Consider the following 23,335-nt stretch of genomic DNA (forward strand, 5'->3'; position numbering starts at 1 on the left):
GTCAAGCATACTCAAGCGAGAAGTTGGGTATGAGTCTAATGAAATTTAAGAGTAAAAAAATGCTTCGACATAAAGTGTCGAAGCAAGTCAGTAATAATGCAATATTGAACACTCGTCTGTTCGATGTTCAATATTCTCTAGCCCAGTTTATCTACATAGTCCAGCTTTTCCCAGGGAAATTGTTCGCGACCAAAATGGCCGTAAGCTGCCGTTTCCTGATAAATTGGTGATTTCAGGTTAAATCTATCAATGATACCTTTTGGCGTACAATCAAAAACCTTTGAGATCATTGCAGCCATTTTGGTGTCGCTCATTTTACCTGTTCCATAGGTATTCACGTTTATGGAAACAGGTTCAGCAACACCGATAGCATAAGCCAACTGAACAAGACATTCATCAGCAAGGTCGGCAGCCAGGATATTCTTTGCGATATGACGGGAAGCATAGGCGGCACTTCGGTCAACTTTGGACGGATCTTTTCCTGAAAAGGCACCACCGCCGTGGGCACCAAATCCACCATAAGTATCAACAATTATCTTTCGTCCGGTTAGACCGGTATCTCCATGCGGGCCACCGATCACAAATTTACCGGTTGGGTTCACATGATAGATCGTGTCATCGTCTAAAAGATCTTCAGGTAACACCTTGTGGGTTAAATGCTTTTTGACATCGGCTTTAATTTGTTCCTGCTCTACACCTTCGTCGTGCTGAGTAGATAGAACAATAGTATGAATACGTTTAGGGTTCCCTTCATCATCATATTCGATGGTAACTTGACTCTTGCTATCCGGCGCAAGGTAAGGCATCAGGCGGGTCTCTTTACGGATACGAGCCAATTCACGAAGCAAGTCGTGTGAATATTGCAAAGGCATAGGCATGAATTCCGGAGTTTGCCGGGTGGCATATCCAAACATCATACCTTGATCTCCGGCTCCGTCCTTATCAACGCCCATAGCAATGTCAGGACTCTGAGTGTGAATAGTCGTTAGCACACCGCAGCTTTCAGAATCAAAACGGTAGGATGGTTTGGTGTAGCCGATCTCGCGGATCACTTCGCGAACAATTTCTTGGACATCCACATACGCATCGGTAGTAACTTCTCCGGAAACTACGGCAAGACCGGTGGTTACAAGGGTTTCTACGGCTACGCGGGATTCAGGATCGTCAGTAAGCAAGGCGTCAAGAATGGCATCTGATATTTGATCGGCAACTTTATCCGGATGTCCTTCGGATACGGATTCAGAGGTAAAAAGATTTTTCATGTGTTTAATAAACTTAAAATAAGGTGCTTTCGGTTAGGTATGACTATAGTTTATAGACTCAATAAATTGAGATGCGAAGTTAAAAAAGATTTATGGTTAAAAATATCAGGATTCAAATAAATTCCCATTTGGCTCTGATGTACTGATATTTAAATACCGGTAAGCCTTTTTAGTGCAAATTCGGCCTTTTGGAGTTCGCTGCATAAAACCTTCTTTGATCAGGAATGGCTCATACACCTCCTCAATGGTGCCTTTGTCTTCACCGACAGCTACCCCAAGGGTGCTCAATCCCACAGGACCGCCATCGTAATTTTCGATGATGGCTTTGAGGATCCGGATGTCCATTTCATCTAATCCGTTTTGGTCAACATCCAAGGCATTCAGGGCTTTATCGGCTATCTTTTCATCGATGGTTGTAACATTATCAACCTGGGCAAAATCACGGGTTCGGCGCAAAAGTTTATTTACGATACGTGGCGTTCCGCGACTTCTTCGGGCAATTTCATGGGCCCCCGTCTCGGTAATTTGCAGACCCATAAGGTGGGCTGTTCTAAGTGCGATTCGCTGAAGAAGCTCCACATCATAATAATCCAATCGCATATCGATTCCGAAACGCGCACGGAGAGGTGCGGTCAATAAGCCCTTTCTTGTGGTGGCACCCACCAGCGTAAAATGATTCAGTTCGATCTGTATACTTCTTGCATTGGGGCCTGAGTCGATCACAATATCCAACTTGTAATCTTCCATGGCTGAATACAGATATTCCTCTATCACAGGGTTGAGACGATGGATCTCATCGATAAAAAGCACATCACCTTCTTCGAGATTTGTAAGCATACCGGCCAGGTCTCCCGGTTTTTCTAACACAGGGCCAGTAGTGGGGCGAATCTTAACGCCCATTTCATTAGCTATGATATAGGATAAAGTTGTTTTACCAAGTCCCGGGGGGCCGGAAAGGATCACATGATCCAAGGCATCACCTCGTTGGCGGGCGGCTTTAATGAAAATAGAGAGGTTGGAAATAGCCTTTTTCTGTCCAATAAATTCCTCAAGTGAACCGGGTCGGACGGTCTGTTCAAAGGCTTCTTCCTTTTCCTCGGGATTTAAAAGGGGATTATTCACGTTATAATCGTGTATTTGTTAACGCTAAGTTTATATTATAATACTTAGTTTCAGAGCTAAATGCGCAGCTAATTAATCGAAGCAATCATGAAAAAGACGTCACTATCACCGGATGAAATGAGCCTGGATCCCTCGGTCACGCATAAGGCAAAGATTGCCAAGAAATTAGCAAATCCCAAAAAAAATGAGATCCTGAAACAAAAGGGAATGCATAAAGACCTGCGCTCCAGTAACCTGAAGATCTTTGGAAGTGAGTATTTCTTTAATTACGAATTAAGTTGGTTAAAGTTCAATGAACGTGTATTGGCTGAAGCATGGAATGAGAAAAATAAATTACTTGAACGGGTAAAATTCGTATCCATTGTCTGTTCAAACCTGGATGAGTTTTTTCAGAAAAGAGTGGGTGGGTTGAAAAGACAACAGCTGGCTGAGGTGAAAGAGTTATCAGTTGACGGTATGACGCCTACCGATCAGCTTAAAGCCGTACGCAGTGAGGTTCAGGACATGATCGAATCATACCGGGCCTGTTTCTTTGAAGACCTGGAGCCGAAGCTTGCTGAAAAAGGAATTCAGATCAAGGCCTACCAAGAGTTGACCGACTATCAAAAAAGCGTTAGTGACCGGTACTTTCAAAAACAAATTTACCCTATCGTTACTCCGTTGGCTGTGGATGAATCTCATCCGTTTCCTTTTATTTCTAATAAGAGCCTCTCTTTTGCTATAGAACTGATCAACAGGCGGTCCAATGAAAAAACCTTTGCAAGGCTTAAGATCCCTGCCAACAGAAACCGTTTTATTCAGGTTCACAGAAAAGGCAATAAGGTCATTCTTGTGCCTATTGAGGATATCATCAGAGAAAAAGTGAATCAGTTTTTTCCCGGTATGGAAGTGATCTCTGCCCATATGTTCAGGGTAACGAGAAATGCTTCAGTTGACCGTAATGAGGAAGAGGCGGAGGATCTCTTGGAAACGATCGAGGATGAATTACGGGAACGCAAGTTTGCCGAGATCGTCAGGCTTGAGTTGGATGCTGCAATGCCAAAGCACATTAAAAAATATTTGCTTGAGCACCTTAATATCAGTTGGAGTGATGTATATGAAATGAAAGGAACTATTGGGCTGGCTGATGCCATAGATATCGCAAAACTTGAGGGATTCAATCGGCTCAAAGAGAGAAATTGGACCCCTGTATTACACCCGGCCTTGCGCCATGCTCCTGATGAAGAAATGCCAAATATATTTGAGGTGATCCGAAAGGGTGATTTCATGGTACATCATCCCTACCATAGTTTTGAGCTGACTACCCAGCGTTTTATTGAGGAAGCAGCCAGAGACCCGAAAGTGCTGGCGATCAAGCAAACATTGTACAGAACATCACGAGATTCTCCTTTAATGCACTCACTGATGCATGCCGCAGAAGAAGGAAAACAAGTAGCCGTATTGGTAGAAATTAAAGCTCGGTTCGATGAAGAACGGAATATTAACTGGGCCCAGAAACTAGAGAATTACGGGGTGCATGTTGCTTATGGAATTCCAGGTTTAAAGATCCATTCAAAACTGACCATGGTGGTCCGTGAAGAAGGAGATGAACTTAGAACATACTGTCATATTGGGACCGGAAATTATAACCCGGATACTGCTCAGCTCTACGAAGACCTGGCCCTTTTCACTTGTGAAGAAAGCTTATGCTCTGACGTGACCGATGTATTTAATCTACTGACCGGTTATGCACCGGAACAAAAGTTTGACAGGCTTCTTGTAGCTCCACATCATATGCGCCGGCAAATGACAGAATTGATCGATTATGAGATCAAAGAAGCCAAAAACGGTCGGCCGGCAAGAATAATTTCAAAGATGAACAGCCTTGAAGACCCATTGATCATACAGAAGTTATATGAAGCTTCAGAAGCAGGCGTAAATATCGACCTGATCGTAAGAGGAGTTTGTCGTTTGATACCGGGCAAAGAGGGCTTAAGTGAAAATATAACTGTTCACTCAATAATTGGCAGGTACCTGGAACATTCAAGGTTGTACTATTTCAATCACAGGGGAGAACATAAATATTTCATTGGTTCTGCCGATTGGATGCACCGTAACTTGGACGCACGAGTAGAAGTGATCACTCCAATTGAAAATGAAACCTTGAAGAAGTATCTGCAGTTCGCATTTAACATATACTTCAACGACAACAAGCAGAGGTGGCTGCTTAACAGTGACGGAACTTATACGAGAGCCGAAAAAGAAAAGGGCAGTTCCAAACTAAGTGCTCATGAGTTTTTTATGAATCATATGAAAGAAGCAGGAGAACCCATACCTATGGCTGAAAGATAGCTATTGCATCAGTTCTCAATTGATGTGTTCAGTTTCTTCAAGATCAGAATAGCCCAGCTCTTCATTTAACTTATTAAGTAACCTGAATGCCGGGCTTGTGAATACCCCATCAAGCTGATACGTTTTAGTTACAGCATTTCTTGCATCTTCAAGCTCTCCGATATTTACAAACGCATTCGCAAGGTACCAGTATGCTTTTTCAGTTATCATGCGGCTGTTTTCGACCCGGTCAATGGTTTGTTTAAAAGAACGGATCGCTAATTGGTATTCGTAATTATTATAATGAATAATGCCCTTATTCAAATAAGCTTTAGATATATAGGGTTCTTCATTATGATCGACGATCACTTTTTCATACAAGTTCAAAGCTTTGTCATCATCACCGGATAAGAATGCCTGAAAACCCAAATTTAAAAGTGAGTCAGCTGATGTGATCCTCATATCCTTAGCTCTGACAGCGTTGGAGGTCTCGATCTGAGCTGGCTCAATAGTTTGCACTACCATCTGATCAAGGCTGACTGCATTATCGAGACGGAAAAGCTGTACCAAAGCCACCAAAATGATAGCAGCCGCTGCTGCATACCAAGTCCACTTAGGTAGTTTACGAGTGGATACCTGAGATGATCCTTTTTTATGTGAAGAACCTGATTCCTGCTCGATCAATTCTTTAATATTAACCTCTAGTTCAAGCAGTTCTAACAGTTCAGGGTCTTTGGCAAACTCATTCCAAAGTGCCTGGACTTGGTCTTCGCCCAAGTTGCCCTTTATATAGGCATCTATTTGCCGTCGAATTTCTTTTTCTCTCGAATCTTTCATTGTTATAATCTTTTATCAAAATGCCAGAATGTATTTTTAAATACATTCTGAGCTCCTATAGTTAGAGCGATGAGAAAGCAATTCCTTACACTATTTTTGAAATTTTTTTTCAATACACTCTTTTAAGACATTAATGATCCGGTGCTTCTTGGTCCATGCATTGTTTATGGAAATATCAAAGTGGTCTGCAACTACGGAAGTTTCGTATCCCGGATTCTGAAACCAGTATTCAATATATTTTCTGTAATCAGTCTTTAAAGCCTCCATGCATTGCTTTAAAAGCGACATTTTCTCTTTATCGACTAACCGGTGAAGTTGGTCTGCATTAGTGGAATGATGTTCCGGAAGGTCTTCATAATTTACTTCCCTATCCTTCGAAATAACCTTGAAATATTCATGTTTTGAAGTGGTAAATAGGTAATTTATAAGCGCATCAGGATGAGTTAATTCGTCATTTCGAATTTTTTCTACTGCGATAAGGAGTGTATTTTGTGCGCAATCCTGTGCGTCTTCGAAGGAGGCATTCATACGTACAGTAAGAAATTTAATGAGCACGGCAGTGATAACCTTGACCTGTTTTGTTATCACTGATTCATCATTTTCCAGGACCGCATCAACAAACTTCGAGTAATCCATGATTTTAATACACTTGTTAAATCAAACCCTAAAATAACATTAGCTGTATAAAAGAAAACAAGAAATTAAGTCCTCAACAGTGTAGTTTTATGAGTTATGTATAGAGTCCAGCTAAATAATTTTGAAGGCCCCTTAGACCTGTTGCTTTTCTTTATCAAGAGAGATGAACTGGATATTTACGATATTCCGATCTCATACATCACAAAACAATTTCTGGAGTATGTAAATCTTCTGGAAGAATTAGACCTTGATATAGCCAGTGAATTTATCCTTATGGCAAGTATGCTTATGTCTATTAAGGCGAAGATGATGCTGCCCCGGGAAGATTCTGATGAAGAGGAATTGGATGAAACGGATCCACGGTATGAACTGGTGCAGCGCCTGTTGGAATATAAGCGCTATAAGGAAATGTCTGAGAAGATGGCAGACATGGATGAAGAGACCAGAAAGAAATATATGAGAGGCTATCCGGAAGCTGATACTGTGGAGCAGCAGGCATCAGGAGAAGCGCTCCAGGATGTGACCATGTTCGATCTGATCGCGGCATTTAAAAAAGTGCTTCAGGATATTGAAAGAAAAAATATCGTGCATCATGTTGAAAAGGTCAGCACAACTGTCGAAGAACAAGCTGAATTTGTACTGAACCGGTTGCAGGAAAAAGGAAGGCAAACCTTTATGGAAGTATGCTCAACACTGCAAAATAAGATCTATGTGGTGGTTACCTTTCTTGCAGTTCTTGAAATGATCAAGGAACAGCAGATCAATCTGTTTCTGGAAGATGATCCAACTGAATTTTATATCGATCTCAAACCGGTAGATGAGATCATCGGTGCTAACTAATACTAAATCACATTAAAACAATGATAAAAAATATATTACTCTTAATTTTGCTCGCAGCATTTGTTTCATGCAGCACAATGAATGGATCTAAAAGTGCTCAATATGGTGATATCTATTCTTTTGCAGATGAAATAACTATTGACGGGCTATACAATGATCTGGCGGTGTTAGCTCATGACTCATTAGAAGGTCGCGAAACCGGAACCATTGGTGAGCAAAAAGCGGCAAACTTTCTTTCAAAAAGATATAATGAAATGGGGCTGAAGCCGGTGGGAGATGATAACTCTTATTTTCAGCATTATGAGTTGGTTCAACCTGCCATCGATGAGATCTCATATACTCTTACGAATTCTGAAAACGGTGAAGTCATTGAAAGATCGGTTCACAGCAAAAATGAGTATGCAGAGTTTGTGACCATATTTGGTGGAAATGATCCCTTGGAAGGATCTGTGGTTTTTGTTGGAGCCGGTATCAATGATGAAGAAACAGGGGTAAATCATTTTTCTGCAGACCTCTCCGATAAATGGGTGTTGGTGTTTTATGAAGAGGGTATAACGAATATGAGATACCTGCAATCAGTCCTTTCACGAGAAGGTGCTTTGGGAACAATAATTATTGTGGGAACTGATGTTGAAGACTTTGAACAAGAAGCTAGAAGCAGAATGTCAGGCTTCGGTCAGGGTAGAGGCCTTTCACTAAGATACCTGGACAACAACAACAACTCAGGTAATGCTCCTGCTTTTAATCGTGTACACCCTCTTTTGGGGGCTAAGATGTTAGGCTTGCAAAGCCTTGAGGCACTAGAACAAATGCAGGAAAGGATTTTTTCTCAGCCTGATTCATTTGAAGCTTATGATCTGAATTATGAGTTGGAGCATCGCCCACTGATCGATGAGAATATTGTACAGACCCAAAATGTCGTGGCTTTTCTGGAAGGATCAGATCCAGCTATGAAACATGAGGTGGTAGTTTTGAGCTCACACTATGATCATGTGGGTATCGGAAGTCCGGACTCAACCGGAGATAACATATACAACGGGGCGGATGATGATGGAAGCGGTACAACGGCCTCTCTTCAAACTGCCCAAGCTATGATGAAGGCTAAGAACGCTGGGGTTGGTCCCAAAAGGAGTGTGCTGTTTTTGAACGTGTCAGGAGAGGAAAAAGGCCTGCTCGGTTCTCGCTATTATTCTGATCATCCTATTTATTCCATTCAGAACACGGTGGCCAATATCAATATGGACATGATCGGCCGTGTTGACCCTGAACATGTTGAGGACAGCAGCTATGTATATATTATAGGTGGTGAAATCATCTCTTCCGGTTTGGATAGCCTGACCCGGGTTGCTAACGAAATGGGGCCAAACATATCACTGAGCAAACGATACAATGACCTTGAAGATCCGAACCAATTTTACAGAAGAAGCGACCATTGGAACTTTGGTCGGCTTGGAGTGCCTTTCGTGTTTTTCTTTAATGGGACGCATGAAGACTATCACCGTCCACAAGATCATATTGAAAAGATAACTTTTGGACCACTCCTTCAAAGAACTCATTTGGTTTATAACCTGACGGCTTTGCTGGCGAACAGCCCGGATCGGCCGGTTGTAGATAACCAGGAATTTATTGAGAAAACTCAGGTACAACCAAGATAGTCTTTCAGTAAAATACAGGCTTTTCAGGGATAGATTTAATAGTCTATCCCTTTTTATTTTCCGATCAGTATGAAAGGAGCCCAGTGAACCGGGTGACTGTAATAAGGGTGAGAGATCATAGACAATTTGGCGTCGCGCAAAGCTTTGGTCTTATAATCAAACAAAGGGTGTCGGTAAAAGCCGAACCAATCCAGTGTACGGTTCATGATCCCATAATCAGCAGCTTCATGAAGTATTAGCTTACTGTAAAATTCAGACATGAAATCAGCCGTGCTGCGGTCGTAGATATTCCATAAACTGACCATAACTGCAGATGAACCGGCCGACAGAAAAGAACGCTGAAGGCCGATCAGACCTTCACCCGATACGATCTTACCCATACCGGTATTGCAGGCACTTAGGGTGACGAGATCAGCATTAAGATTTAATCCGGAGATCTCTGTACTGTTTAAATATCCATCCTCTCCAAACAATGATTCAATAGCGGTTTTTTTTGAAAGTATTAACCCGCTTTGAGAGGGGTTCAACTCATCTATATTACCATGAGTGGCAAAATGTAAGAATCTGAATTGACCGAGGTTGTGTGATTTGAGTCCTGCTTCGGTTACATCATCATTCTTGAGGATCTTGGCCTTGTCAAAGTTCTTTGCGATAGATTCAACTTCTATCAGTGTTGACGGTAGAGAAGCAAAATTATCTTGTGAGCTTACCTCAGTACTTAAAGTGCCTTCCACAAACCCGGACCCAGCAACAGCAAGTATATCGAAACTGGTTGACCTATGTGGGGACTGAATAAATGGATAGATGGAGGCAGATGGAAGGTATTTGACGTTAATGTCCTCGATCAGATAATTTGTGCCATTATGAAGAGCTTCAAAAGGCAAAAAAGTCAAATTTCCTTCGGGAACAATGATCAGATTGCTGATCAGATCGTTTGAAATGGAAAGGGGGTGCTCTACCAATAACTCAAAGAGAGGGAGGGAAAGCTTATTTAGTTCGTTAACCGGCGCCTCCTCAATGATCCTGTTTCTGTATGAACTGATGAGGTTTGTAAGGTGCTCCATTGGATTTTTCCCGGCAATGCTATCTACAAGAACGGTCTTAAGATCATTTTCGGTAACAAGGAATACCATGAGCTCTTGTTTTGCATAAGCAAACTCAAGAATTGCAGTTTCTTCAGGAATCAAAGCCATTACCTGTTTAGCTGTCAAGGCTTCCGGGTACTCAAAATTTTTCCATTCGGGAATATCCTGGCGGATCTCATTTACAAAACTTTGATACTTGAATTCCAGGTCTTTAAGTTGATTCCTAGACGCACGAATATCGTTTTCATCCTGAGTCTGTTGAATTTTGTTATATAGCTGATCGATCTGCTTACCCATCTGTTGTTTTTTGATGAGCGTGGACTCGTCAAGTTGCTGAAAGAATTTGTTTTCAGCTTCTGCCAACTCATCCATCAAGACCCGTGCTTTGGCTGATTCAACCAGGTCATATGCCTTTTCAGATTCATTATCGGCGATATACCACGAAGCTACTTCATTGTAGAAACCGGCATATTGACTAAAAAAGCCGGAGCGAAAGGCTAACCCTGCCACATTTGTTCTTATAGAATCGATCAGCGAAAAAGCTTCACCGGCATAATAGTAGGAACTGTCTGAAGATATCTTTTGATATGCTCTAGCAAGGTCGATCGCCGGGAATATCCTGTTAGAGGTAGATCTTTCTTTTGACAGCATATAAGCTTTTGTGAATTCCCGGAGGCTTTCATTAAGATCACCTTGCTTGCTATAAAGTTCGCCTAGAAGTGAGTGCCCCCTGATCTGTTGATCCATATAAGCTTTTTCACCTGAAAGGTTAAAAACTTCCTTGATATAATTCTCAGCTTTATTGTAGTTTTGTTTTTTAATTTCAAGCTGTGCAAAATCCAGATAGAGATCAGCAAGGGTTTGAGGTGAGTCTGCTCGCTCCATCCAGTTTAATGCTTCGATATAGAAAGTCTCGGCATTTTCGAGGTCGTTAGTTAGAATGGCAACACCAGCAAGTTGCATGAGATTTTTAGCGATCGATACGGGGCGGTCTGTTTTGTAGTTAGTTTCCAGGGCCTCGTTGTAGTAAGCCAGTGCATTATCGTGATCACCGGAGCGCAAGTAAAGGTTTCCAATATTTATGAGTGTCTGCGTGATATCATAGGGGTTTTTCAGCATTCGGGAGAGTTCCAGTGATTTACTGTAATAAATAATGGAACTATCAGGCTGGCCCATATCATTATAACTGGCGGCCATATTATGGTAAGCAATATCCATCAGGTTTGGATTCCCCACTTTCTCACGGATAGCCAGACTCTGGCGTATATATTTATTTGCCTGGTTATGTAATCCCAATTCCCGAAGAGTTGCGAACATCCCGTTCAGCACAAATGAAAGCCGATACTCTTCTCCGGTTGCTTCATAGATTTCTTTGGCTTTTTTCTGATGAGTAAATGCTCTTTCATAATCTCCGGTATAGAGATATGCATAAGAGATATTATTGTTAAGCCTGCCGATAAGTACTGAGTCTTCTGATGAATTAGCAAAATCAATAGCCCGCAGATAGTATTCTTTTGAATTATCATATTGTTCAAGCTGACGATAAGCCCAGCCAATGTAATTTTTAATGAGTGCCTTTAGATCATCAGGGGTTTGCTCAGGCTTTAATTCATCAATAGTAAGAAGGGAATTCAAACCCTCCTGGACCTTACCCGAACTCATCAATGCATCACCATACCTATACATCGATCTTACCCAGTTTACAGAATCCTCTAGTTGCAGATAGAGTTGTCCTGATTCTTCAAAATTGTTTGCAGCTTGATCGTATTGAGCACTCTCATAAAAATCCTGCCCACTAGAGAATAGAGAATCCGGATCCTGAGCAAAGGCACTCACTGAAAAAATTATGCTACTGAATACAATTATTATATTCGTTGAAAACACCCTCATGTCATACCTTTCAGCCTATTGCATGTGAAAATAATATATTGTTTTTTGCTTCTGACCATTAATAAATAAAATATCAAATGAAGGATACGGTTAAGTATAATATTAATTATAAATCACCTGACGAAGATAATGAAACCGGTGGCGGTGATGACGATGATGGTGGCAAAGTTGATGGAAATACAGGATAAATACATAAATGTAAATGCATTTTATAAATAATAGTTGTGCCTGTATGTGATCCAATAATCTATTATTAGGAATCTGTTCATCAGGAAGCATGCCAATTTATATACTAATTATTATGGTGCCTGCTATATCAGGTTGTAGTAAATAAGAGACGCCACGGGCAAAAACGTTACATTACAAGCCGATTAATTCCGGATTTATTATTCACCAAATAATGCGTTGACAAAGTCAGCACGATCAAAAACCTGAAGGTCTTCGATCTGCTCTCCCAGGCCAATGTATTTTACTGGTACATTCAATTCATTTGAAACGCCTATCACGATGCCACCTTTAGCTGTGCCATCCAGTTTTGTGAGAGCCAGACCGGTGATGTCTACCGTTTCGGTGAATGCTTTAGCTTGTTGCATAGCGTTTTGTCCTGTTGAGGCATCCAGTACCAGGATGACTTCATGTGGGGCGCCATCAACTACTTTACCCATCACACGCTTTATTTTGGCAAGTTCTTCCATGAGAGCTTTTTTGTTATGCAGGCGACCGGCAGTATCGATGAGGGCAACATCGGCGCTTCGAGCTTTAGCTGCAGCAACGGTATCATAGGCAACAGAAGCGGGGTCAGCATTTTGACCCTGTTGTATGATCGGAACATCTGCCCGTTCACTCCAGATCTTTAATTGATTTACAGCGGCAGCACGGAAAGTATCAGCAGCACCTAATATCACATTTTTCCCTGCTTTTTTGTAGAGATGCGCCAGTTTACCGATAGTGGTTGTTTTACCTACCCCGTTAACACCAACCACCAGGATTACGTGTGGTTTGACCGGGAATTCGGCATCAAACTCTGCCGGCTTATCAGGGGCGTTGTCCTCTAGAAGGTCAACGATCTCCTGCCGTAACATGGTTTGTAATTCATCCTGTGTAACGAATTTGTCTCTTGCTACACGGTCTTCAATTTTCTTGATGATCTCTATGGTCGTATTTACACCGACATCAGAAGTGATCAGTATTTCTTCCAGATCGTCCAAAATAGCATCATCGACCTTGTCTTTGCCGACAAAGGCTTTTCCGATCTTATTAAGCAGGCCATCCCGGCTTTTTTGAACGCCTTCATCCAGCTTTTCTTTTTTCTTAAGTCCTAATTTTTCTAGAAATCCCATGTATCAAACTAATTGAATTTTGCTCCGCGCATAATGAGGCGGTAGCGGTTAAAATAATCTATCCACGATATAACCATTAGGGTTACCGAACAAGCCAGTAAAAACATGTGAACGTTCGTGGCTTCCTGGAAAAAGAACACAGAGATCCAGTACAGTGCCAATACATTCACTGATATCTTGCCCGACATAATAGCCATCGCCACTTTATCATATTTACTTTTAATGAAATATGAACCTAGCATGATGGATATATCGCGGAACATAGCAAGCAACAAGAACCATAACGGTATCCATCCGATCCACACAGTATAGATAAACAATACCAATGCACATAATTTGTCGGCAATAGGATCTATCATCTTCCCGATTTCCGAAATAGTGTTGGTTTTTCGTGCGATATAACCATCCAGATAATCTGAGATCACGCCGTAAAAGATCAGAATGCCAATGGTGGCATTAACCTGATAATCGTTAATGTAGTGTAAATATACGATAGGAAAGGCCACCAGAATTCTGGAAAAGGAGATCATATTCGACCAGGTCATAACTCGACCGGTCACCTTCACTTTTTTCCCGTCTATATTTTTGATTTTTGTAGCCAAACCTTGTTTTTATTTGCGATATTGCCCACCAAATTTACAGTCATTAATACTCTAAAACCAATATGAAGGACCATAAATTACTGGTAGAGAATAAGCTAAATTCTAAAGAGATATTTAAGGGAAAGCTTTTACACGTTTTTTACGATGATGTGGAACTTCCTGATGGCACAGTCTCTTCACGGGAATGGATAAAACATCCGGGAGCCTGTGCAGTAGTACCTGTTTATGAGAACGGAGAGATCATGATGATAAGGCAATTCCGCTACCCAATGGATCAGATATTCTGGGAAGTGCCGGCCGGTAAAATTGATGCCGGAGAATCTCAGGATAAAACAGCTGTGAGGGAATTAGAGGAAGAGGCCGGTGTTACAACTGAGAACCTTGCCTATGTGGGGCATTTCTGTCCTGCCATTGGTTATTCTGATGAGATCATTCACATTTATGTGGCATGGAACCTGGGTGCAGTACCCCAAAAAGTAGATGACGACGAATTTGTGACACGTCACAGAATGCCTTTCAAAGAAGCCGTTGAAATGGTTCATAACGGTGAGATCAACGACGGAAAGACAGTCATCTGCCTATTGAGAGCCTGGCACTGGTGGATGAAAAACTCACCTTTTAAGCTTGATTAATTGTTTGACTGAACTTGCTCAGTGTAGGCTTCAGTGTGCATGATCTCTCCGCCTTCGTAAGCCACATACATAAGTATACCGGCGGTTATCAGTGCCGTTACCAGTATCACGATATGTAAACCGGTTTCAAACCTGAGGTTCAGCTTTTTGGCAGCTAAAGCTGCAATGCTGAGCAAACCCATCACAATTGCGAACCACAAAGATAATTCTGCGGCTTCTTCATGATCATGAATGGCATCGTGAGAGACAGTAGCAACTTCTTCCACGATATCTTCAGCAGACTCGCCGGTTTCTATGGCTACATAGCTGCCGATGGCTCCGAAAATGAACAATACAAAAGCAATATTGCGAATAGACGAACTACTTTTATACATGCCCCAGATCAGGATGAAGATTCCGATCACAGTTGTAAAGATGGGAATGTGATTAACGATAAGATGTAAATGTGCGGGATTCATGACGTATTCCGTTTGATTAGAATTCCTGAGTTTTGTCCACTAATTTTTTCCCTTTTTCCATCCAGTGGTAGATGGTGGGCAGTACTAATAATGTGAGTAGAGTTGAAGTGACAAGTCCGCCGATAACAACGGAGGCGAGTGGGCGCTGTACTTCAGACCCGGGACCCACGTTGAAAGCCATAGGCAAGAAGCCAAGGCTGGCAACTAAGGCAGTCATCAATACAGGTCGCAAACGATCAGCCGAGCCTTGAATAACGGCCTCTTTTAATCCTTTTCCATTTATTCGAAGATCGTTGAGGTGAGATATCAGTACAATACCGTTCAAAACCGCAACCCCGAATAAGGCAACAAAACCGATACTCGCGGAAACCGAAAGATACAGTCCGCGCATCCAGAGTATGAAAATACCACCTGAGAGTGCAATAGGGAGGTTAAGGAAGATGAGCATGGTAAACCGGAATTTGCCGAACATCATATACAACAGACCGATAATAATAAGAAGTGAGATTGGGACAACAACATAAAGGTGATTCATGGCCCTTTGCTGATCCTCAAATGCTCCCCCATACTGCAGAAAGTAACCGGCAGGAACATCGATATTACTTTCAATGGCTTCCTGAAGATTTGCTACATAAGTTCCTGTGTCAATGTCACGAATATTAATACCGAGTATGGTTCGTCTCCAGCCATTCTCACGGGCTATTTCGCGCGGTCCTTCTTCAGCATAGATATGGGCCACTTGTTTTAATGGAATATAACCGCCGTTTGGAAGCTGTAATGGAACCTCCATGATATCCTGAAATGTATTACGAAGGTTTTCCGGTAAACGGACTACGATGTCAAATCGACGCTGGCCTTCAAAGATCTCTCCGGCTACACTGCCGCCAATACCGGTCTCAATCACACGTTGAACATCATTAACGTTCAGCCCGAATGAAGCGACAGCTTCGCGGTCTATTTCGATATTGAAATACGGTTGACCACTGCTTTGTTCCAGATAGTGGTTATCGGTTCCTTCAACATCATTCAGAATGGATGAAATATACCGCCCAACCTTATCCAATACCTCAAGTTCTTCACCAAATATCTTAACAGCGATGTCTGACTTAACTCCACTTGTCAGCTCATCTACCCGCATGGCAATGGGTTGTGTAAAGTTGTAGGATAGACCGGGTTCAGTCTCAAGATAGGGTCGGATGAGGTCAATGATATCTTCTTTGGAAAGTCCGTCACGCCATTCTTCACGGGGTTTTAATACTACCCAGATATCTGTTTGATGTACACCCATCCAATCGTTAGCGAGATCGGAGCGGCCTGTTTTTGGAACCACCGTTCTGATTTCAGGGATATTTTGACTGAGCTTTCCGGCTAGCCAATCGGCATTTTGGACTGATTCTTCCAGCGTAACAGAAGGCATTCGAACCTGTTCAATCAGGATGGAACCCTCATCCAATTCAGGTAAAAACTCGGTTCCAAGAAATGGAAGTAAGGTCAGGGAAGAGAGGAATACGACAACAGCAGAACCGATAGTAATGGTTTTTTTATTGAGACTTAGCTCAAGGAATTTTTTGTAGCGTGGGCGCAACCAGTTGATCACGTAGTTCTTTCGAAGCTTCACGCCATTCTTAAACACAATGGCAGACATAGCCGGTATATATACAAGGGCCAGGATCAAGGAACCGAAAACAGCCGTTGCCACGGTAATGGCCATTGGCCTGAATAGAATTCCTTCCATACCAGAAAAAGTCATAACGGGTACATATACCATTAAAATAATAAGGACACCGAAGAATATAGGGCGGGCCACTTCGTGAGCGGCTTCTCGGATCACAACGAGTTTCGGTTTGTCAGATTTATCTTTGTTGAGCCTGTGAACAACATTTTCAACCATGACCACAGATCCATCCACCACCATACCAAAGTCAATGGCACCAAGACTCATAAGGTTTGCTGCAAGTCCGAGTTGGTCCATCCCGATAAAGGCAAAAAGCATGGATAGTGGGATAACGGAAGCCACTATGATAGCCCCTGTTATCTCACCCAAAAGCAGTAAAAGGACAGCGATCACAAAAAAGCCACCTTCCACCAGGTTGGTGATGATAGTGCTTGTGGTACGATCAACCAGATCGGACTGATCGTAGAATTTTTCAATGGTCACGCCCTCAGGCAGACTTTTGTTGACCTCATCGATCTTGACATTTATATCATCGATCACCTCGCGACCGTTACCGCCACGAAGCATCATAACGATACCGGTTACTATTTCTCCTTTTCCATCCTGAGTTACCGCTCCCTGCCGAAGCTGACGCCCAAGAGTTACCTCAGCAATATCTTTTATATAGATAGGACGGTTATCCAGGTCTTTGACAATGATATCCTCAATATCTTTCGGATCACTGATCTGCCCAAAACCACGGATAATATATTGTTCCCGGTTATGTTCAAGGAAATTACCGCCCGATACACTGTTATTGTTTGCAATGGCATCAGTCAGGTCTTTTAGGCCGATCCCAAAATTTCGCAGCCTGTCAGGATCCACCTGAACTTCATACTGTTTTACAAATCCGCCAAAAGAGTTGATCTCAGTAACTCCCTGAACCGTCTTAAGTTGAGGTGCGATCAGCCAGTCCTGAATGGTACGAAGTTCAGTGAGAGTATGATTTTGCCCTCTTACTACATATTGAACGATCTCACCTAAAGCGGTGGAAATTGGACCCAATTGAGGAGATGATACGCCTTCAGGTAATTCACCGGAGATACTCTGTACTCTTTGACTCACCAATTGCCGCGCAAAATAGATATCGGTGCCTTCATCAAATTCAATGGTGACGGCTGAAAGCCCAAACTGTGAGATAGAACGAACTTCTTTGATATCCGGCAGGCCATTCATTGAGGTTTCGATCGGATAGCTAACGAGACGTTCAACATCGTAGGGAGAATAACGACCGGCTTTGGTAATAACGAGTACCTGAACGGGCGTAACATCCGGTTGTGAGTTAATTGGGATATCCTGCAGTGAAAAGATACCACCCACGGCCATCAGAACAACCAGCGAGAGGGCAACGAATTTTTGACGAAGACTGAAATCAATAATATTGTTTAGCATGGTATCGCTGATAAAATGTTAGTCTGCAAATTGCTCAAATCGTTCAAGGGCCTTCAGGCTGAATACCTGAGTGACAGCCACTTTTTCGCCCGGCTCAAGCCCGCTGCTAAGAATAGCATGCTCATCTGTGATGCGTGTGATCTTGACGGTTCTTTTCTCATATTCGAGCTCAGAAAGCTGCACAAAAACGGTAGCGTCTGATTGGTCGTATTGAACAGCCGTAATGGGTATGCTGATGGAGCTTTCTTCAGGTTTAGCCATATAGGTAAGCCGTACGCTTTGTCCGACCAAAGGCCAGTTATCCTCTGTAGTTACAATCGAGTTTAGTACAACCGATCTGTTATTTTGATCCAGAGCCGGGTTGATGGTAGTTACGGTTGCATTGAGAGAATGGGCAGAAACACCTTCCCGGCTAGCACGCTCATTTATGGTAAGTGAGGTACCGGGTTGTATGAAATAAGCATCCTCCGGTGCAATGAATCCGCGAACCAGTACCTCAGTGTTATCGATTATATCCAGCAGTTTCTGATAGGCTGTAACTGATTCCCCCATCTCTATAAGGTGCTCATTAAGAACGCCATCAATAGAGGCATAGATCGTTAACTTGGCGTTAGGATCTGATGCGAACGGATCCCATCGCCTGGTTTGACTTTCGGTGATCCCGACAGCCTTCAATCGGGCCAGGGCAGCACTTTGCCGGGTTTGGGCAAGTCTCAGATCGGCTTGTGCACGTTCCAAGTTTCTTAATGGACTGATCTTGTCTTCCGTTAAGACCTTAAGGCGATCCACTTGTTGTTGTTGATATGTGATCTCAGCAGTTGCTTCCAGATAAGCGGCAACAAGGTTTGCAAATTCCAGACTTTCAAGTTCCAGCAGAGGATCTCCTTTAGAAACGCGCTCACCCTCGTGTTCATAAATATTTGAAATACGCCCATCGATCGGGGCACTTACAACAGATATCCGCTCAGGTGCGGGAAAAACTTCACCCGGTGCCTCAATGGAAAATGAGACAGGTTCAGCAGTAGCCGTGTAGACTTGGATGTTTAAATTGTCAGCCTGTTCCTGAGTCAGTTTAACACTTTGAACCGTTTGTTCAGACCGTAATGAAGGAGGGGTTCCTGTTTCTTCGGTAGCGGGCGAGTCCGCGCTCTCCGAGCACCCGCTAAATGCCAACAATACGGATACGAAAAGTATGGCTGCAGCTTTTATTGGAATAGGGTTTTTGGAATTTAAAGGTTGTGCTTTCATAGCAGTAGTCTTGTCCTAGTTAAAAATAATGTCAGTTTGCAGGTAACGCTCCAGGTCTATCACCGTCAAATAATAATCCCTCAGAGTTTGATAGTAGGTTTCCTGTGTTCTCAGGTAAGTTCGTTGAGCTTCCAGTAAAGTGAGCAGATCAAGCTCACCAAGGCTGTATCCCTTTTGTGTCATTTGAACGAGCTCTAAGGATTTGCTTTGTATATTCTCCCTGAAACGTTCGATGTTATTCTTTGCCGATTCGTAACTATGCCAGGTCTGTTCAGCCTGTTTTTTTATGAGCAACCGGCTATCCTCATATTTCCATTCTGTGGCATTTTGAAGGGCATTAGCCTGCTTAACCTTAGGTGATTGGCGGGATGCAAACCAAAGTGGAACAGTTACCCCGATCTCGAAGCCGTAAAAATCATAGTTTTTGCCAAAGTCTTGCCGATAGTAACTCAGGTTCAGGTTTGGCAAGTAGGTACTTTTAGCAAGTTTTTTGCCATATTCCGAGGCATCTACTTCACGTTCAATTTGTTTTAATTTGGGATGATCCTGAAGCCGTTCCATTACATCGTCCTGATCGATATCAACAATCACATAACTAAGAGTATCGGTGAAGCCGATGTCATAGGTTTGTTCTTCAGGATCGAGCCCAATGGTTTGAAACAGATCATACCGTGCATTCATGATCTCTTTGAAAGTAGTCTCCTGATTGTTACGGGCTTCCTGAAGCTGAAGGTCGGCCTGCATGGCGTCAATTTCCGAGGATTCCCCCATATCAGCCCGGGCCTGAGCTGCTTCTCTCAAATTCTCAAAAAGCTGTACCCTTTCACCTGCAAGGTTTCCGGATTGAAGGGCGAATGCCAATTGTGTGTATACCGTTTTAACATCAGATTTGATCTGATTTTTCAGATCCTGAAGTTTCAGTTCAAGGGATTTGGTGGCAGATCGTTCCTGTTTAATTCGGTAAATACCTGTCAGTGGAAATTCTATACTTTGTGAAACAGACCATCTCTGTTCAGTAAATTCACTTCCCTCAATACCTTCTCTCATATAGGTAAGTTCAGGATCGGAAATGCCAAAGCTCAACACTTCTTGTTGTTTCTGAGCTCTGATCTGATACTGAAGACGGTTGATCTGAGGATTCTGTCGATAGGCGATCTCAAGTGCTTGTTGTACACTTAGGGACGAAAGATCTGTTGTATCAGTGGAGACGGGCGCGGTTTGAAAAAGCATCAAAACCACAAGTAATACAGATTGAAACATGACGACCTACTTTGAGCATTGTTGAATTTCACCTCAAGCTAATCATCAAATCTGTAGAGAAAATGAATTTAGAATCTGAGTCTAAATAAAGGGTTCAAGGAGTTGTCACCTTTGTAAGTGTCAGGTAATATGTTGACAGTTTAGTAATTGGAACGGACCTGAAGGGGCCACTATAAATCCCGGAGAACCATTAATCGAACTCAGGATTAGAAAAGCAGGCTGAAAGTCACACCCAACTCCGGGTTGTTCTCGGCTTTATACTCACAACCGTGGAGCTCACAGATACTTTTTACGATAGACAGACCGAGTCCGGGGCTGGAGCTGCTGTGCCCTGACCGTTTATCGCCCTTTTTGAAACGATCGAATACCTGACCGATCATTTTCTCAGGTATTCCCGGTCCTTCATCACTAACAGAAAAAACCGTTCTATCTGATTCATTTTTAGTAACAGAGATATAGATCTTACCTCCTTTAGGTGAGAATTTAATGGCATTTTGAATAATATTATAAATGGCAGAATGGATAAGCTCTTTGTTGCCATTAAACTCAAATGTTTGAGTCAGGTTTTTAACAATTTTCAATTCTTTTATCTCAATAAAATCCCACAGCTCTTTTAGGACTTTTTCTGTTACTTCTGTGACTTCTATCTCATCATCCATCTCAAACTGTCTATTTTCAACGCGACTTATAAGTAATAAAGCATTACTGAGCCGGGTGAGCCTGACGGCAGTTTGTTGTATCTCATGGAGCCTTTCAATGCTGTTGTGATTAAGATCTTCAGAATCAGAGATCATTTTTTCCGCTTTCTGACGAATGATGGAAAGTGGAGTTAATAATTCGTGAGAGGCATTCTGAATAAACTTTCTTTGATCATCGAAAGAAGACTTTATTTGCGTAAGCATAGTGTTCAAAGCATTATTCAGCACGCGGATCTCGTAGGTCTCCGGTTCCGGAAAAGGTTTTCCTACCTGAGTGGGGGAGGAAATTTGTTCGAGCTTATCCACTGTATCGTAGAAGGGTGCGAGGATCCTGCCAAAAACATATTGGTTTACTACATAAAGCAGAATTACCCAAATAAACAGCGCCGCAAGTATACTCAACATGACGGTCATGCTGATCTTATCCCACGCAGCTACTTCTTCATAGATCTCTAGTAAATAATGATCTCCCTCAACTGAGAGGGTAGTGGTTAGTTTTCGGTATGACTCAGCTAAATCAGAAACTTCTGAATATCGGACGCTGTCTATGGTGGAAAAGTGATTTGAATTGAGTGAAATGCTTTCGTCATAATCATGGATCTCAACCCACTCGTAGGAGCCGAGTCCTCCAAGTCGCCTGATCTCATCCAGACTGCCCGGGTCTTGTTGCAGTTGCTGCTGAATATCAAATTTATGTTGAAGCAGGTGAAAATCGAGTTCATCAAATATGGTTGTGTTAACCACGTAATAAGTTCCGAAACCGGTTACCACCAGCATGAATAGAGAAAGCAACGAGTTGCTGATCAGTATCTTGTTGTTAAGTTTCATGGTCCTTCACTTTGTATCCAACGCCATAGATCGTTTCGATCAGATCAGGGGCACCAGGGCCTGCCAGTTTTCTGCGGATATTCTTCATGTGGGAATTAATAAAATCCAGGGAAAAACGGTCATCGATCTTGTTGCCCCAAATATGTTCAGCCAGGGCGATCCGTGTTACTGTCCTGTTTTTATTGAGGAACAGGTAGCGCAGCATTTTGTATTCGGTATCAGTCAGATCAAGGATGGAAGTATTGTAGCTGACTTTCATTTGGTCAAGCTGAACTGAAATGCCATCAATGGTTATCTCATTATCATTGATTTTGAATTTTCGGCGCAATACGGCATGGATTCGGGCCCTAAGTTCAGGCATGGCAAACGGTTTGGAAAGGTAGTCATCGCTGCCAAGTTCGAGTCCCTGAACCCTGTCTTCAATCTCACCGCGTGCCGTTAGGATGATGACGGCAGTATCATCAGAGGTTTTTCGTTGTTTTTTGATCATCTTAAGGAGATCAAGGCCATCACCGCCGGGCAGGCTCAGGTCAAGTAAAACCAGGTCGAATTGCTCGCCCAGAAGGAGATCTTCGGCCTGTTGAAAATCGAGTGCGGTGTCCACGACAAACTGTTCTTCAAGGAGCTGTTCCTCCAGTTCCTCGTTCAGTAGTATTTCATCTTCAACCACCAGGGCTCGCATATTTCTCGAATAAATTAATGCTCAACAAACTGAAAATAGGGCGGAAAAGTGTACAAAATATGAATCAGATAATTCCCTCATCTTTCGCCAGTTCAAACATACTTTCGTGAAGATCATCGTTATCCAGCTCTCCCCGCATGCAAAGTTCGGCAACCTCCAGTCCGTTGAGCATGAGGATGCAGCCCATTTCATTGAGAACTGAATCAAACTTCATGGGGTTGGCTTTACTCAATTTTTCTACATCGATCCCTTCGGGACTGATATTCTTATTTACCAGTATATAGAATTTATCGTCAGAGTCATCACCAAAAGAAAATTCTTCCAGTCCTGTATCTTTAAGCTTTAGCATATTGGTCTAAAAAATCTCGTGCTTTTATGATTTTTGTTATTTCGTTGGTGTCACGGTCAACCACTTGTACTTGAAACAGGCTGATTATAGCTTGTTCCTTGAGCGTTGTGATCACATCTTCGATGGTGTCGCATTCTTCCGTTTCACTCACAAGGTCGTTGATACCTTGTACAATATAACGACGTGCTTCTTTACTTTTCTTTTTTGGTGTTGAACCGGACTCAGACTGAGGCTCATCAAAATATTCGCGGATGGCCTGCTCTGTGACGTACCAGCTCACCCCCAATTTACGTCCGCGAAGTCGTCCTTCCCGAAGGTATGTTCGAAGTGTCATTTTAGAGATTCCGAGGATATCATGCAGATCATCAACGGAATAAAGGGTAAGGTCGCCGATCTTTTTTGGCATAGTGTAATAATATTGACAGCGTTTAATTAATTATAATAGGGTGTTAAAATAGAAATAATATACTATTACTTGCTATTAGTTATACAAAA

Annotated in this window: 19 protein-coding genes; 4 read left to right on the forward strand and 15 right to left on the reverse strand. The window is 42.4% G+C overall.

Annotated elements, in window-relative coordinates:
* Window positions 1-137: 137 nt before the first annotated feature.
* Together metK and ruvB are read right to left on the reverse strand one after the other, a co-directional pair.
* A complete protein-coding gene (gene metK / locus ACKGJO_RS12470; RefSeq protein ID WP_411323770.1) occupies window positions 138-1,262 on the reverse strand; it encodes a methionine adenosyltransferase in 1,125 nt (374 codons plus the stop codon).
* Window positions 1,263-1,367: 105 nt separating this feature from the next.
* Window positions 1,368-2,384 carry a Holliday junction branch migration DNA helicase RuvB gene (gene ruvB / locus ACKGJO_RS12475; RefSeq protein WP_411323771.1) on the reverse strand — a complete coding sequence of 339 codons (1,017 nt, stop codon included), beginning with the start codon at window positions 2,382-2,384 and terminating at the stop codon, window positions 1,368-1,370.
* 87 nt (window positions 2,385-2,471) lie between these two features.
* Between ruvB and ppk1 the strand changes: the two genes are divergently transcribed.
* Window positions 2,472-4,715, forward strand: coding sequence for a polyphosphate kinase 1 (gene ppk1 / locus ACKGJO_RS12480; RefSeq protein ID WP_411323772.1), 2,244 nt, complete (start codon window positions 2,472-2,474; stop codon window positions 4,713-4,715).
* A 15-nt stretch (window positions 4,716-4,730) separates the two neighbouring features.
* Here the strand turns inward: ppk1 and ACKGJO_RS12485 are convergent, their stop codons facing one another.
* Both ACKGJO_RS12485 and ACKGJO_RS12490 read right to left on the reverse strand, forming a co-directional pair.
* The gene (locus ACKGJO_RS12485) at window positions 4,731-5,531 is read right to left on the reverse strand and encodes a tetratricopeptide repeat protein (RefSeq protein ID WP_411323773.1); all 801 of its coding nucleotides are present in this window, start codon (window positions 5,529-5,531) and stop codon (window positions 4,731-4,733) included.
* Between the two features lie 90 nt (window positions 5,532-5,621).
* Window positions 5,622-6,167: an RNA polymerase sigma factor gene (locus ACKGJO_RS12490; RefSeq protein ID WP_411323774.1), complete on the reverse strand. Its 546-nt coding sequence runs from the start codon at window positions 6,165-6,167 to the stop codon at window positions 5,622-5,624.
* 96 nt (window positions 6,168-6,263) lie between these two features.
* Between ACKGJO_RS12490 and ACKGJO_RS12495 the strand changes: the two genes are divergently transcribed.
* Window positions 6,264-7,007, forward strand: coding sequence for a segregation and condensation protein A (locus ACKGJO_RS12495; protein ID WP_411323775.1), 744 nt, complete (start codon window positions 6,264-6,266; stop codon window positions 7,005-7,007).
* Between the two features lie 77 nt (window positions 7,008-7,084).
* On the forward strand, window positions 7,085-8,662 hold the full coding sequence (locus ACKGJO_RS12500; protein ID WP_411323776.1) for a M28 family peptidase: 1,578 nt from the start codon (window positions 7,085-7,087) through the stop codon (window positions 8,660-8,662).
* A gap of 53 nt (window positions 8,663-8,715) precedes the next feature.
* On the opposite strand, the gene ACKGJO_RS12505 is transcribed toward ACKGJO_RS12500, so the two are convergent.
* The 3 genes from ACKGJO_RS12505 to ACKGJO_RS12515 form a co-directional block, all read right to left on the reverse strand.
* Window positions 8,716-11,583, reverse strand: a complete 2,868-nt coding sequence (locus ACKGJO_RS12505; RefSeq protein WP_411323777.1) for a CHAT domain-containing protein — start codon at window positions 11,581-11,583, stop codon at window positions 8,716-8,718.
* Between the two features lie 440 nt (window positions 11,584-12,023).
* Entirely contained in the window at window positions 12,024-12,977 is a 954-nt protein-coding gene (ftsY, locus tag ACKGJO_RS12510; protein WP_411323778.1) for a signal recognition particle-docking protein FtsY, read from the reverse strand.
* Window positions 12,978-12,985: 8 nt separating this feature from the next.
* Entirely contained in the window at window positions 12,986-13,579 is a 594-nt protein-coding gene (locus ACKGJO_RS12515; RefSeq protein ID WP_411323779.1) for a CDP-alcohol phosphatidyltransferase family protein, read from the reverse strand.
* A gap of 62 nt (window positions 13,580-13,641) precedes the next feature.
* Between ACKGJO_RS12515 and ACKGJO_RS12520 the strand changes: the two genes are divergently transcribed.
* Window positions 13,642-14,211 (forward strand): NUDIX domain-containing protein, encoded by a 570-nt coding sequence (locus tag ACKGJO_RS12520; RefSeq protein ID WP_411323780.1) that lies wholly within the window; start codon window positions 13,642-13,644, stop codon window positions 14,209-14,211.
* Here the strand turns inward: ACKGJO_RS12520 and ACKGJO_RS12525 are convergent.
* From ACKGJO_RS12525 to ACKGJO_RS12560, 8 genes are all read right to left on the reverse strand, one after another.
* Window positions 14,208-14,669: a DUF2231 domain-containing protein gene (locus tag ACKGJO_RS12525; protein WP_411323781.1), complete on the reverse strand. Its 462-nt coding sequence runs from the start codon at window positions 14,667-14,669 to the stop codon at window positions 14,208-14,210. The two genes, ACKGJO_RS12520 and ACKGJO_RS12525, sit on opposite strands and share 4 nt — an antisense overlap.
* Window positions 14,670-14,685: 16 nt before the next feature.
* Entirely contained in the window at window positions 14,686-17,775 is a 3,090-nt protein-coding gene (locus ACKGJO_RS12530) for an efflux RND transporter permease subunit (protein WP_411323782.1), read from the reverse strand.
* Between the two features lie 18 nt (window positions 17,776-17,793).
* On the reverse strand, window positions 17,794-19,023 hold the full coding sequence (locus ACKGJO_RS12535; protein ID WP_411323783.1) for an efflux RND transporter periplasmic adaptor subunit: 1,230 nt from the start codon (window positions 19,021-19,023) through the stop codon (window positions 17,794-17,796).
* A gap of 15 nt (window positions 19,024-19,038) precedes the next feature.
* A complete protein-coding gene (locus ACKGJO_RS12540) occupies window positions 19,039-20,283 on the reverse strand; it encodes a TolC family protein (RefSeq protein WP_411323784.1) in 1,245 nt (414 codons plus the stop codon).
* A gap of 206 nt (window positions 20,284-20,489) precedes the next feature.
* Window positions 20,490-21,809 (reverse strand): sensor histidine kinase, encoded by a 1,320-nt coding sequence (locus ACKGJO_RS12545; protein ID WP_411323785.1) that lies wholly within the window; start codon window positions 21,807-21,809, stop codon window positions 20,490-20,492.
* On the reverse strand, window positions 21,799-22,491 hold the full coding sequence (locus tag ACKGJO_RS12550) for a response regulator transcription factor (RefSeq protein WP_411323786.1): 693 nt from the start codon (window positions 22,489-22,491) through the stop codon (window positions 21,799-21,801). The genes ACKGJO_RS12545 and ACKGJO_RS12550 overlap by 11 nt, the downstream gene beginning before the upstream one ends.
* Window positions 22,492-22,555: 64 nt before the next feature.
* A complete protein-coding gene (locus ACKGJO_RS12555; protein ID WP_411323787.1) occupies window positions 22,556-22,840 on the reverse strand; it encodes a hypothetical protein in 285 nt (94 codons plus the stop codon).
* On the reverse strand, window positions 22,827-23,246 hold the full coding sequence (locus tag ACKGJO_RS12560; protein ID WP_411323788.1) for a helix-turn-helix domain-containing protein: 420 nt from the start codon (window positions 23,244-23,246) through the stop codon (window positions 22,827-22,829). Before ACKGJO_RS12560 ends, ACKGJO_RS12555 begins: the two co-directional genes overlap by 14 nt.
* Window positions 23,247-23,335 lie beyond the last annotated feature (89 nt).

The sequence above is a fragment of the Gracilimonas qinghaiensis genome (genome assembly GCF_046602855.1).
In the GTDB taxonomy this organism is placed as follows: Bacteria; Bacteroidota; Rhodothermia; order Balneolales; family Balneolaceae; genus Gracilimonas.